11 protein-coding genes are annotated in these 13183 nt (G+C 61.0%); 8 read left to right on the forward strand and 3 right to left on the reverse strand.

Annotation, left to right across the window (positions count from 1 at the left end; genetic code table 11):
- Position 1 precedes the first annotated feature (1 nt).
- The 5 genes from M1L53_RS26185 to M1L53_RS26205 all read left to right on the forward strand — a co-directional run bounded on the left by M1L53_RS26185 (position 2) and on the right by M1L53_RS26205 (position 6191).
- Positions 2-1927, forward strand: a complete 1926-nt coding sequence (locus M1L53_RS26185; protein ID WP_030537779.1) for a copper resistance protein CopC — start codon at positions 2-4, stop codon at positions 1925-1927.
- A gap of 519 nt (positions 1928-2446) precedes the next feature.
- The gene (locus M1L53_RS26190) at positions 2447-3118 is read left to right on the forward strand and encodes a DUF305 domain-containing protein (RefSeq protein WP_223304577.1); all 672 of its coding nucleotides are present in this window, start codon (positions 2447-2449) and stop codon (positions 3116-3118) included.
- Between the two features lie 143 nt (positions 3119-3261).
- Complete coding sequence (locus tag M1L53_RS26195) at positions 3262-4488, forward strand: Ig-like domain-containing protein (RefSeq protein WP_037127158.1); 1227 nt, start codon at positions 3262-3264, stop codon at positions 4486-4488.
- Between the two features lie 399 nt (positions 4489-4887).
- Positions 4888-5247 carry a BlaI/MecI/CopY family transcriptional regulator gene (locus M1L53_RS26200; RefSeq protein ID WP_019747377.1) on the forward strand — a complete coding sequence of 120 codons (360 nt, stop codon included), beginning with the start codon at positions 4888-4890 and terminating at the stop codon, positions 5245-5247.
- The gene (locus tag M1L53_RS26205) at positions 5244-6191 is read left to right on the forward strand and encodes a M56 family metallopeptidase (RefSeq protein WP_019747376.1); all 948 of its coding nucleotides are present in this window, start codon (positions 5244-5246) and stop codon (positions 6189-6191) included. Before M1L53_RS26200 ends, M1L53_RS26205 begins: the two co-directional genes overlap by 4 nt.
- A 239-nt stretch (positions 6192-6430) precedes the next feature.
- On the opposite strand, the gene M1L53_RS26210 is transcribed toward M1L53_RS26205, so the two are convergent.
- Positions 6431-7660 carry a prolipoprotein diacylglyceryl transferase family protein gene (locus M1L53_RS26210; RefSeq protein WP_051720982.1) on the reverse strand — a complete coding sequence of 410 codons (1230 nt, stop codon included), beginning with the start codon at positions 7658-7660 and terminating at the stop codon, positions 6431-6433.
- Positions 7661-8246: 586 nt separating this feature from the next.
- Here M1L53_RS26210 and M1L53_RS26215 point away from each other — a divergent pair.
- The gene (locus tag M1L53_RS26215; RefSeq protein ID WP_030537783.1) at positions 8247-9011 is read left to right on the forward strand and encodes an acyl-[acyl-carrier-protein] thioesterase; all 765 of its coding nucleotides are present in this window, start codon (positions 8247-8249) and stop codon (positions 9009-9011) included.
- Positions 9012-9160: 149 nt separating this feature from the next.
- Here M1L53_RS26215 and M1L53_RS26220 read toward each other — a convergent pair whose 3' ends face one another.
- Both M1L53_RS26220 and M1L53_RS26225 read right to left on the reverse strand, forming a co-directional pair.
- On the reverse strand, positions 9161-10342 hold the full coding sequence (locus M1L53_RS26220; protein WP_030537784.1) for an ATP-binding protein: 1182 nt from the start codon (positions 10340-10342) through the stop codon (positions 9161-9163).
- Positions 10339-11097, reverse strand: a complete 759-nt coding sequence (locus M1L53_RS26225) for a response regulator transcription factor (protein ID WP_030537785.1) — start codon at positions 11095-11097, stop codon at positions 10339-10341. Before M1L53_RS26225 ends, M1L53_RS26220 begins: the two co-directional genes overlap by 4 nt.
- Positions 11098-11237: 140 nt before the next feature.
- Here M1L53_RS26225 and M1L53_RS26230 point away from each other — a divergent pair, with 140 nt between their 5' ends.
- Both M1L53_RS26230 and M1L53_RS26235 read left to right on the forward strand, forming a co-directional pair.
- The gene (locus tag M1L53_RS26230) at positions 11238-11507 is read left to right on the forward strand and encodes an SHOCT domain-containing protein (RefSeq protein WP_030537786.1); all 270 of its coding nucleotides are present in this window, start codon (positions 11238-11240) and stop codon (positions 11505-11507) included.
- 81 nt (positions 11508-11588) lie between these two features.
- The gene (locus M1L53_RS26235; RefSeq protein ID WP_030537787.1) at positions 11589-13172 is read left to right on the forward strand and encodes a multicopper oxidase family protein; all 1584 of its coding nucleotides are present in this window, start codon (positions 11589-11591) and stop codon (positions 13170-13172) included.
- Positions 13173-13183 lie beyond the last annotated feature (11 nt).

Genomic DNA, 13183 nt, shown 5'->3' on the forward strand with positions numbered 1-13183 from the left:
CATGTCGTTGTTCGTTCGAATGTTCCAGAGCATCACACTTGTGCTCGTTGCGGGAGTCCTTGTGGTTCTGGGCGCCGGCATCGCCAACGCTCACCCCACGCTGCTCTTTACCGAACCTGGCTCGGAGACTGCCGTTTCCGAGCCTCCGCAAGCCATCACCCTGATCTTCAACGAACAAGTCACCGCCGGGACCGATGCGATCAAAGTCCTGGACGGCGCAGGCCGTGAGAGCCCGATGGAGGCAGCAGAGTCGTCCAAAGGTGGCCGTGCAATCACTTCCCGGCTCTCGGATGCTCCGTCGCCGGGCACCTACACCGTCCGGTGGCAAGTGATCGGCGCAGATGGTGACCTCGTCGAGGAAGACTTTCGGTTTGCCGTCGGCCTCGCTTTGACCGACAGCGGCGGTGGCGGTGGCGACGACAGCGCCTCGACCTCGTGGACGGAAACCGTGCTCCGGTGGCTGCTGTTCGTCGGGTTCGCCCTCGCGCTCGGGACACTTGTCGCGGAGAGATTGTCGTCTGTACCGCACGCCGAGAACCCTTCGTTGAAGAAGTTGCGCACCTGGTTTCCGGCCGGCGCTTGTATTGCTTTGGTAGGTGTTGCAGGCCTTATGGTTTCGCTCGCCGCTTCGTCCAGCGTTGCTGCGCTATGGCAAGAACGTGCGGGCATCATCTTGCTCGTAGAGACGTGTGGGCTCATGTTGGCCTTGGCGCTGAAAGCCGCGGGGAGCCCCAGACTTGCGAGCGCAGCCCTTCTGCTGGTCATTGCCGCCGAAGGGCTGCGCTCGCACGCAAACGTCGTCGCTCCCGGATGGGGCGCGTTTCTCACCGCCGTTCATCTCGCGGCAGCGGCAATCTGGGTCGGCGCTTTGCTCCACACGGTTCGCACTGCATTCGCGTGGCGGGGTCAGCATGCCCCGGTTCGGTGGGTCGTGGCCGGTTACACACGACTTGCGCTGTGGACCTTCATCGTCGTCGTGACCACCGGTACGATCTCGGCATTGTTGCTGATCCCCGTTGCCGCAATGTTTTCCACCCCGTACGGGCAACTTCTGACGGTCAAACTACTCTTCGTCATCGCCGCCTCGGGTGTGGCGATATCTGCACGGCGGACGATGCGCAGAACTGAACAAGTGGGCAAACTGCGCAATCAGATTCGTATCGAGAGCATCCTCCTGATCTCCGTGCTCGCCATCAGTGCTGCATTAGTCTCGACGGCGCCTGCCAATTCACCCGCCCAGCCGGGACCACCTGCAGCCATCGGTCCGGTTCTGCCGCTGGGAACATTGGCTGGACAGATTGGGGTGAGCGTCGCCGCCAGCGAAGGGCAGCTGGTGGTTCGACTGTCGACTCCGCGCCGCGTCGACTACTACGCTCAGGAACCGGACCAGGAATACACCTTGATCGGCGCACTGCGGGCGAGCGGGCAGAACACTTCCCTTCCCTTGCGCGGGTGCGGATCCGGATGCTTCGTGGCGCAAGCCGATTGGCCACTGGGTGAAAGCATGCTCACGCTCGAGGCCGCGGCGACAGGGTGGCTGGGCGGGACGGTCAGCATGTTAATTCCATGGCCTGTTCAGTCCGGGGACACCGATCTCGCTCGAGCCGTAGATATCACCCGCACTCAGAAGAATCTGACCTTTTACGAATCGGTGACCAGTGATGCCGCAAACGTCGGACCCGAACCTCAGCAACTAAGTCTGTCCAGCGAGTTCTTCCTCGCCCAGGAGCCGTATGCGGACGGGACTGCGCCCATCGCGGTGCGCTTACCCAGCGCCGGACGGCAACTCCGTCTGGCATTGGGCTATCCGGCTGCGGGTATGAACGTACTGCTCGACCTCGACCAAACTGGACGAATAGTTTCCGAAACACTAAGCGATGCAAAACATCTCATCACCCGCACCTTCGTCTACCCCGAAGTGAACTGATGGGGGAGAACTGACGAGATATTCACGTCCAGTGAACTGTCACCGTGCAATAGGAACGGAAGCTGCGATGATCTCCCCTTACTCGTTCATTCACCCCTGCCAGTTCTGTCGCACCCGCGCACTGGCCGCGCCCAGGCCTTCGAAATTCCTACGGCATACGCAGGGTGACGAACCGGTAGCGGTGGCTCTGGCCTGCAGTCTGTTCAACCACTCATCCCCTGCTGTCGCTTGTCTTGATCACCGCAACCTTCTGATTGCAGGTTCCACCGTCACCTCGCTGGTCCTGCCCGGCGCGCACGACACCACGCTGATCACCGCGACAGTCGTCATCGAGCGCGAAGACAAGGATCATACCGGCACGCGTGAGTGGAGGGTTGCACGTTCCCCTGTTGCCGCAGACGTGCATCGTGCACGACACCTTGCCCCTACACAACCAACTGTCGGCGCTGCGGATACGACAGACGCTCATAGCGGAACTACTGACCATCCGAGTCGACGGCCCCTCCCCAGAAGAATTTTTTGCACAACAACACATTCCAGGAGAAAAATATGATGCTTACACGTGCTGTTTCCACACGTATCGCAGTCTCAGCGGGGTCTGCCGCCGGTCTGATGCTGATCGCCGGCTGCGGCGGCCATGACATGAGCCAAATGTCGAGCAACGACAGCGGAAACATGTCCAACTCCTCCGCGGCCTCGCAGCCCAACGGCGCCAACAGCGCGGATATGCAGTTCGTCGCGATGATGTATCCACATCACGCACAGGCCGTCGAGATTGCAAAGATGGTTGACAGTCGCACCACCAATCCTCGAATACTCGAACTCGCCGCTTCGATCCAAACCGCTCGCGGGCCCGAAATGGATCAGATTGCAGCGCTCATCGAACAATGGGGTCAACCTACGTCCGACGCCACCTCCCCTGTGGACTCCATGGATGGAATGGACCACGGCGGGGTTGATTCAGGAATGATGTCCCAGCAGCAGATCGCTCAATTGGAGGGGCTGCGCGATGGGGACTTCGACACCGCGTGGCTGAAGATGATGATCGAACATCACTCCGGCGCGATCGCGACGGCCCAATCGGAACTATCCGATGGCGACAACGCCGACGCCAAGCAATTGGCTACCGATATCATCGCCGCACAGCAGTCCGAGATCACCGCGATGCAAGCACTTTTGCAACAGAACTGATCCGGAAACTGGCGAGTGGCTAGGCCTGTCCGTCGAAGCCTCTCTTCTCGTTGTCCGCTCTGATCTTCCATCTGATTACTTGCGTCCCTTGCGAATCACTGTCTTCGTCGGCGCTCCCCACCCACTGACGTGAAGGAACAATTATGGCCTCAACACGGCATACAGGGTTAGTCGTCCTTGTCCTTATGGTCGCAACGCTGACAGGATGCACCTCCACAGCACCGCAGTCCGCACCGAGTGACACGGGTGCGCCCGCCGAGAACGACTCTCCTGTCTCCGCGCTGGTGATGACTCCTTCCGGGGGGACAGATACCGTCAACCCCCTTGATCCGGTCACGGTGGAATCTGTTGGCGGGAGGCTCGACTCGGTAGTGCTCACCGAAGTGGGCGGGGCTGTGGTCGATGGCATCTTCACCCCTGACCGGCAGGTGTGGAAACCCGGCGCGTCCTTGGACTACGGGAAGACCTACACGATGACAGCGTCAGCCACCCAAAACGATGGCTCACGTCTCGATCAGTCCAGCACCTTCTCCACAGTCAAGCCGCGGAACCTGACCAAACCATCCTTCGTGACGGCCGGGGGTAACCTCCTCACAGATGGTGGCACTTTCGGGGTAGGGATCGTTATTGTCACGCATTTCGACGAGCCGATCCTCGATCGTGCAGCGGCGGAGAAAAGCCTGACTGTGCAAACGTCGGTGCCGCTCGAAGGCTCGTGGTACTGGGTGGATGACCAGAATGTTCACTGGCGACCTCGTGCGTACTATCCCCCCGGCACCGAGGTCACGGTCCGGGCTGCGGTCTTCGGCGTCCCGCTCGGTGGCGGACTGTTCGGACAGGAAGACGCCACGACTGCATTCACCATCGGCGACTCGCATATCGCCGTCGCCGACGATACGACCAAGCAAGTGACGGTCACGAGCAACGGCAAAACTGTGCGCACTATGCCGACATCGATGGGCATGGGAGGAACCGAGCTCGTCAACGGCCAAACGATCTCCTTCTGGACCCAACCAGGCATTTACACCGTCCTCGATCAGGCCAACCCCGTGATCATGGACTCGTCGACCTACGGACTTCCCGTCAATTCCCGGCTGGGGTACAAGGAAAAAATCAACTACGCCACCCGAATAAGCACCGACGGAATTTACCTTCACGAACTCGAAGACACAGTCTGGGCGCAAGGCAATACCAATGTTTCACACGGCTGCTTGAACCTCAGTCGCGCCAATGCTCAATGGTTCTATGATTTTTCGCTTCCCGGAGATGTCGTGGAGATACGCAATACCGGCGGCGCCCCTCTCGAATTGTGGCAGAACGGCGACTGGAGTGTGCCGTGGGACCGATGGTCGGAAGGCAGCGCGCTGTAAGACCTGTCGCCCTGCCGGCAAACGATGCTGAATCGCAAACAGAAGCTCCGCGCGAGACGTTCTCCCGTAGTCGACGCGAAAGTGCTGGATAAACCTTTTGACACTGTCAGAGCTGACAGGGGTTCGGCAGATCGTCACGGGAGGAGGTCGCCAGACACCGCCGCCGTATCGGGGCGGCGACGGGAAGCAGAACAGATAGTATTTCTACAGGGCTTCGGTTCGCCGTCTCGGCAACCTCCAGCGTGCAGAGTCGACACGACACCCTCATCGAGCGGTCCCACATCACTGTGACCGACGAATCACCGACAGCGCTGGTTGGGCCCCGTACGAAAGCGACGGAGGTTGCAGGTTGGGCACTCGCACGGTGCGGTGACGAATGCAGCTCTACGAGGAGGAAAAATGCAAGGTCTGGGAGAGCTCGAGGCGCTGGTGATGGATGTGCTGTGGCGCTCCACCGAACCGGTCCGTGTGCGCGACGTCATCGACGGCCTCGATGACGACCGTGAACCGGCGTACACGACGGTGATGACCGTCATGGACAATCTTCATCGCAAAGGTTGGGTGCATCGTCAGCGAAACGGGCGCGCGTACTGGTACGAAGCCACGCGAAGCCGCGAGGAAGCGGCAGCTGACGGGTTGCGCGCACTTCTCGAATCCACCGGAGACCCGACCGGGGTCCTGTTGCATTTTGTTCGCGGGACATCCGACGTCGAATCGAAGATCCTGGCGCGTGGATTGCGTGAACGAGGCAAGAAGTGACAGCCGTCCTCGCGTGGGCGGTCGGTGGCCTTCTCGTTGCCGCACTCTCCCCGCTGTTCCTCGGATCGATGATGCGTCGCGGCGTTGATCCGCATGTCGTCCTCGTCTTGTGGGGCGCTCTGGCACTCGGAACTGTAGTGAGTATCAGTGTCCCGGTGATCTTGAGCCTTTTACCCAGTCACGGTGGTGTCTCGTCGCTGATCGAATTCGCCCACAGCTGTTGGCTCGCCCTTCACGACGACGCGCCGGCCAGGCTCGAGACGGCGGTGGGTGTACTCGGTGGGTCAGCCCTGGTCATCGGGGCGGTGCGAGGCACCGTCCATCTGTTCAGCTTCTCCCGCACTCGCCGCGAGCTACACCAGCAGCACCTCGGGTTGCTGCGCATTCTGGGGGGTGCACGGTCCTCGTCACTGCTCTGGCTCCCGGTTTCTGTGCCCTTCGCCTACAGTATCGCTGGGCGCCCCGCGCTTGTAGTTGCGAGCGACGGATTGAGAGATCAACTCGACACCGAGGCTCTTGCTGCAGTACTCGCACATGAACGAGCACACATCACGGGGCGGCACCATCTGCTCGTCAGCGCAGCTCAAACGCTCGCCTACGCGTTTCCGTGGCTTCCGATCATGCGATCTTCGCCCCCATTGGTCCGTGCGTTGGTGGAAATCGAAGCCGACTCCCGAGCCGTTCGTCAGCATGGGCGCGAATCCGTGCACCGCGCACTCTGCAGTATGACACCTCACGAGGTGCCCGTGGCGGCTCTGGGAATAGCGCAGGATTGCCTGGCGTTGCGACTTGATCGTCTGTCCTCCCACCGCACCCACCACCCGGCGCCCATTCGCTACCTCCGCACCCTTGCTGCCTGCGGAACGGCGATCGTCCTACCTGCGGCGCCTCTTCTGGCGCTACTGGGTGCGATGGCGATGGCTTCATGCGCAGCAGGTGCTTGAAACAGTGCGAAACCGGGTCGTGGACGAACAAGGAGTCCGGCCCGCAGGGGGCCAGTGCTCAAGGCCGGTTCACCCCCTCCTCGAACTGAACCGGCCTCATGCACCGAACGCGGCGCCAATCGAATTGGCCAGATCCCGCGCGAAACTTGATTCGTGGCCATCCCAATTTTCGTGAGACTCACCTTCTGCGCACGTGGCATCGGCAGAAAAGCGCAAAAGGCTACTACTCTGGGTCACGATCACACCACGCCCAGCAGAATCGTCGCGACGATGACAATTCCGCATGCCGCGCTGGTCAGAAGCCGCCCGCGCCGTGTATGAGGGTCCGCACGATAGGGGAACAACCCTTGACGGACCCACGTGTAGATAGCCGCGGCGACAACGAATACTGCTCCGTCATAGGGCGTTTCGGTGCCGTAGAGGACGAAAATCAGTGTCGCGAGGCCGATGATCAAGCCTGCGAACGCTTCGATCAGTTGCACGGGGATTCGGCGCACCGCGAGAGTCCGGTCCGAAGCCCACATTCCCCATCTCGACCTGGTAGGTCGACCCGAACAGCATCCTGTCAAAAAGCATCCCGGGCGCCCGATCGCAATCCCGAGAAACAACCCGGGCGTTGTCATGTCCAGTAACACACCGACGCCCAGACCGAAGGCTGCTCCGCCGAGCACCAATACCGCGAGCGACACCACCAAAAATCCTTGTATGCATGCGCCGGCAGAGACGAATTTTCGAAGGCTCTGGCGGTGAAGTGCCAAGTACCAGAGCTTCGCACCCACGTAGCCGAGAAGGCAGCCGAGGATCGAAATGAGAACTGCCGCAGTGGCGTTCTCGCTCATACGGGTCAAGAGCAGTGCCTGCATGACGATGGCGAACACTGCACCCAAACCGACCAACAGCGGCCACGTCCAGAGTCGCACGCCGGGCCCGTGCACCAATGGCGCTGCGGTAGTCCAGGCCGTGGCGGTCTGCGGAGCTGCGATGTCGAACTGCCCGGTGGTGTCGTCCGGAGTTTCGATGCGCTCGGCACTGACAGTCCAACTACCAGTGGCGATTCCGCGGATTCTCGCAGTCACCGCGAAGCGTTCCCCCGCTGGAACACCGTTGACGTGGGTGACCCTCTCGAAACGTTCCGGTTCGCTGCCCGGGCTGTTGCGGGCTCCTCGGAACAGAATCGACAGATCGGAAGTAACCTCGGGCGATTCTCCCCAGTACGTTGCTGCGAGCCCCTGTGGTTCTATCTGCGTGAACGCTTCAGCGCACCCACCGCCGGGCGCAGCGAGTTCCGTTGCAGCGGTCGACTCGTCGTCACCCAATGGCCGGGCAACGCGTTCAGTGCCCGATGGCTTGGTGGGCATCGCCTTTTCGGCGATGGCCGGCGCCGGCGGTGCTTGAGCCAAGGCCGAGGCTGGCGTCGGCGCTGCTTTACTCAGATACGCCGCTGCGGCCGCTGCGGCCAGTTCTTCCACGGCACTACCGGCCGGACTGGGCCTAGCACGGGGTGTTGTGCCGACTTCGTCGTGCGGTCGTGAAGTGGGGTTCCGCTTCGGTGACGTGGCGCGTCGGGCTCGACTCTGCGTCGTAGACCGCTGTTTCGCGCGGGTTTTGGTTGATTTTTTGCTCACCGTCGCCCCAATCTCTCGGTTGGCGCGGATGCCCACCGAACTACTAAGGTCGATAGTAGCTGAACTACGAACCTGGATAGTAGGTAGAGGTCGAGCGCGAACGCGCGGGTGGGCACTGCGGCGAGACGAGGCGCTTCGAGGCCGAGCCGAGGAATATGGGAATTCCATGGTGCCGCAACGATCTTGGGCACACTCAAGAAGGACCTGGAAAGGACATCGAACGTCAACCGGCAATCGCGCGGACAGTGTAGTAGTTTGCGAGACTGGATAGGCTCCTTGTTCACCATGTTCGGAGACCGGGCACGGACTACTGGGTACGACTGCGGCAGACCCGGCGGCTGATGCGGGACTGGGCGTAGGGATCGCACTACGTTGCAGCAAGGGTGTGCAAAGTATCGAAGCGAACAATCACATCTAAGGGATCTGCAAAATGGAAGCTGACGCGATGCGCAACCACCGCCTGGTGGATTTGCCGACCAATGGCGCGGTGTTCGAAACCTCTCGGCCGGTACGGACGGGAGATATCGACGTCTCCGGGACGGTGCGACTCGATGGCGTTGCACGTTATCTGCAGGACATCGGTTTCGACGATCTCGATGCGAGCGGCGCAGCGGCTGCCCACCCGGTGTGGGTCGTGCGCCGCACAGTCATCGATGTCATTCGTCCGGTCAGCTGGCCGGCTCGTGTGCGCATGCGCAGATGGTGCTCGGGGTTGTCGAGCAGGTGGTGCACGATGCGTGTCCGCATCGAATCCGACGGCGGCGGCTTGATCGAGACCGAAGGATTCTGGATAAATCTCAATCCGGTCAACGGGATGCCTTCCAGGATCGAAGAGAGTTTCATGGCCGGACTCGGTTCGACCGCCAACGATCACCGATTGAAGTGGAAACCCTGGCACACCGCTCATCCGGGCGATGGGGAGGAAACGACATTCGTCTTACGATCGAGCGATATCGATCCGTTCAACCACGTCAACAACGCCACGTATTGGCAGCCTGTCGAAGACCTGATCAGAGATTGGGCCGGACCCCGAAATCCACTCCCCTACCGAGCGATTCTCGAATATCGCTCTCCCATCACCGCGGGAAACGACGTGACCGTGCGGTATCACAGTTCAGGGGAGAGCCTGAGTAGTTGGTTCCTGGTCTCGGGTTCGGTGTGCGCGAGTGCCTACGTCACAGCGATCGAAGTGTAAGTCCCCGGGCCGGGTCACCTCTGCGCTCTGGTCTCTTGAATCGTCATTGATCGGTTCACCTCACGAGTTCTTGACCAGGTGTGCCGGTAGCGGCGGGGTGAGTGGGTGTTCCCGGAGCGTTTCCATTACCTCGAATGTCGCGTCGAATGTCACGCATCGACAGTTCCCCGGCAGTCGATGTGCCGCCCTTTCGGACGATGTACTGGCAACGCGATAACGAAGGTGGTGCCTTGCCCGGCTCCGTCACTCGCGGCGGTGATCTGTCCACCGTGTGCTTCGACGAGTGCTTTCGCGATGGACAGTCCGATCCCTGCCCCTCCGTGAGCACGATCGCGTGCTGCGTCGGCGCGATAGAAACGCTCGAACAGATAGGGGAGGTGCTCGGCGGCGACTCCATCGCCTTCGTCGGTGAGTGTGAGGATGAACCGATCCCCTTTCACCCGTCCCCGCACCTTCACTGTGCTCTGTGATCGACTGTGGCGCAGTGCGTTGTCGAGCAGATTGCTCAACACTTGCCCTATGCGCTCCGGGTCCAGCCACACCGACGGCAGATTTCCGGGGACGTCCACGCTCAGAATGACTGCTTTCGTGTCGTATCGTTCTTCGTGCGCCGCTACCGCTGAGCTCACCAGTACCTCAGGTCTGGTCCATGTCGGTTCGATTGCAGCTCGATTCGTCTCGGCATCGGACAGCGCCGAGACGTCGCCGGAAAACCGTGCCAGACGTCGGGTCTGATCTCTGAGCATCGCAATGGTGTGATCATCGAGAGCTTCCACTCCGTCTTCGAGCGCTTCCATGAATGCTTCGAGAACAGCTACCGGCGTCCGGATCTCGTGCGCGAGATCTGCCAGCAACCGTCGACGCATCGACTCGGCAGACTCGAGACGGACCGCCATTTCGTTGAAGGCCGTCGCAAGTGCGTCGAAGTCGTCACCGAGCTGCGGCGGCGGGACTCTGGCCGCGTAGTTTCCCGCCGAGACTGCCGTGGCGGCAGTTGACACCGCAGTCACCGACCGCTGCAGCCGACGACTGAGATACCAGGTCACAGCCAGCGCGCACAACGCAGCTGCGCCGATCGCCACGGACAACGAGACCGCAGTTGCCGAGCGATATGCCTGCTCGGCATGCATTTGCTCCTCAGACATCGGAGGCACGCCCGCGCGGCGCAGATGCTCGCGGAACAAACTCGGACCGACAGTGACTGCAACGACCCATGAGGTGGCCGCTCCTGCCACCAAGACCAGCGTTTGGGCCATCAACAAACGCACGCCGACACCGAGTCCTCGGCGGGTACGCCCCTGATGAGACGAAAGTTCTTCCAGGGTAGTCATTTTCCGGAACCCATTCGGTACCCGATGCCGCGCACGGTATTGACATACAAAGGCGCGGCGGGATCATCGCCGAGTTTGCGGCGCAGATGACCGATATGAACATCGACAAGATGTTCGTTCCCCGTCCACGCAGGACCCCACACTGCTTCGATCAGTTGCCGACGGCTGAACGCCATCCCCGGCCGAGCGGCCAATGCCGCCAACACGTCGAATTCCGTCCGAGTCAGCAGAACCGGTTTCTCGGCGACCGAGACCTCTCGCCCGGCAACGTCGATCCTGAGCACCCCGAACGTCATTGGCGGACTCTCCTCGTCTCGGGTTACCGCTCTCGCAGTTGTACCGTGCGCGACTCCGCTGCGGGGTCTGCGCATCATCGCGCGGATCCTCGCTACCAACTCTCGGGGGCTGAACGGCTTGCTCATGTAATCATCGGCACCGACAGAAAGCCCGACGATGGTGTCCACTTCCTCACTGCGAGCAGTCAGCATCACCACGTATGCATCCGAAAATGTACGAAGTTCCCGGCATACCTCGATGCCGTCGATACCGGGCAACCCGAGATCGAGGACCACCACATCAGGATCGACCTCACGTGCCAGGGCGAGAGCGTCGAAACCGTTGTAGGCCACACTCACCTCGAATGACTCTCGTTCGAGGTAACTCGAGATGATCGAGGCCAGTGGGCGTTCGTCGTCGACGACCAGTGCCCGAAAACCTGCGTACCCGTCGGTTGACCGTGTTGACGTACTGTCCATGCCACCATCGTGGACTGCTCAGTCGCCGCTGCGCACGCGATACACGGTATGCGGTCACCTCTTCAGCGAATCTTCATAGAAAGCACACCGATCCCAGAGGGTTCGGCGAGCACTGTCGAAGGTGAGGAGAGTGAACGGACATGATGTGGTGGAGCGAGAATTCGGGTTATGGAATGGGTTGGGTCAGCTGGATTCTGATGGCGCTGGCGATGATCGCATTTTGGGGGTTGGTCATTGCGGCCCTACTTGCTTTGTTTCGTCCCAGGCGCAGTACCCGCAGCGAACTCCGTGGTACGAATGCGCAGCATCTGTTGGATGAGCGCTACGCCCGCGGCGAGATCGACGATGACGAGTATCGCTCCCGCAGTGAAGCTTTGGATCGATCCTCTCGTCGACACGAGAGTCGTTGACCTCTGCCGCACGCGCGCCCCGGGCTCGGTGGCGTATCAGTTCCGTTTCTCCACAACGACTAGACAAGGACAATCACAATCATGGCTATTGCGCCGTTCACAGGATCGGCTTTCAGTCGACGTACGTTTCTCGCCGCCACGGCGGCGGGGGCGGGTGGCCTGGCGTTGACCGCATGCACCACCAGCGGATCGTCCAACCCGAACCCCCCGCCGTTCGACAAGAATGCCATCACGTCCGCTGAGGCAGCGCGCCCGCATACCGGTCGCACCGTGGACTACACGCTCAATCCGCAGGGTGCCGATATCGATCTCGGCGGCATCACGGTGCGCACTCTGGCATACGGCGACAGTGTTCCCGGTCCGTTGATTCGCGCGAATGTCGGTGACGAGTTGGCGATCACCGTCAACAACGGACTCGATCATCAGACATCGGTGCATTGGCACGGCATCGCGCTTCGCAACGACATGGACGGCGCCATGCCGGCAAGCCCGAACATCGAATCGGGGCAGAACTTCACATACCGGTTCTCAGTACCTCATTCGGGAACGTATTGGGCTCACCCGCATGTCGGTCTCGACACCGACTACGGCCTGTATCTCCCCATCGTCGTCGACGACCCCCGCGAGCCCGTCGACTACGACGCCGAATGGATCGTGGTTCTCGACGACTGGACGGATGGAGTCGGCACGAGTCCGCAACAGATCCTCTCCGACCTTCAGTCCGGAAACGGCATGGGTTCGATGGGCGGATCCGGGATGGGCAACATGCCTGGCATGGGTGGAATGAACCACGGGTCGGCCGAAACCACGCTGCCCGCCACCTCGGGTGGCCCTAACTCGGTAGAATCAAGCGCTCTGCTCGGTGGGGACGCGGGTGACGTCAGCTATCCGTACTATCTGATCAACGGGCGGATAGCTTCTGCACCGACAACTTTCTCGGCCGCTCCCGGTCAGCGTGTGCGTATTCGCATCATCAACGCGGGTGCGGATACCGCTTTTCGAGTCGCCCTTGCCGATCACGTGATGTCCGTGACCCATACGGACGGTTTTCCGGTCGTACCGACAGAAGTCGATGCGCTTCTCCTCGGCATGGGTGAGCGCTACGACGTGATCGTCACGGTCAAGGACGGTGTATTCCCGCTCGTCGCCGCGGCCGAGGGTAAGAACGCTCAGGCTCGGACGCTGCTGCGTACAGGCTCGGGCGCTGCGCCCGACGCGTCGTTCCTCCCTCGGGAATTGGCAGGTCGAGTGGGCACGGTCGAGTCGTTCACTGCAGCCGAAAGTGTCGTTCTGCCGCGAAGCGATGGCACCGGTGTCGATCTCGTGGCAGACCTCGGGGGGGACATGATGAGCTACCAATGGACGATCAACGGTCGGAACTACGACCAAACCGAACCTCTGACCGTCAAAGAAGGGGACCGAGCCCGGCTCACGTTCACCAACATGACGATGATGTGGCATCCCATGCATCTGCACGGGCATACGTTCCAAGTGGTCAAAGGTGACGGCGGTGTCGGCCCTCGTAAGGACACAGTCATCGTTCGTCCGATGGAATCTGTCGCTGTCGATCTCATCGCCGACAACCCGGGCGACTGGATGCTCCACTGCCACAACGGATATCACCAGGAGTCGGGTATGATGACCCGCTTGGGCTACATCGTCTGACACGTGGAGAC

Source organism: Rhodococcus sp. T9N, from assembly GCF_024436645.1.
Taxonomy (GTDB): domain Bacteria; phylum Actinomycetota; class Actinomycetes; order Mycobacteriales; family Mycobacteriaceae; genus Rhodococcus_F; species Rhodococcus_F qingshengii.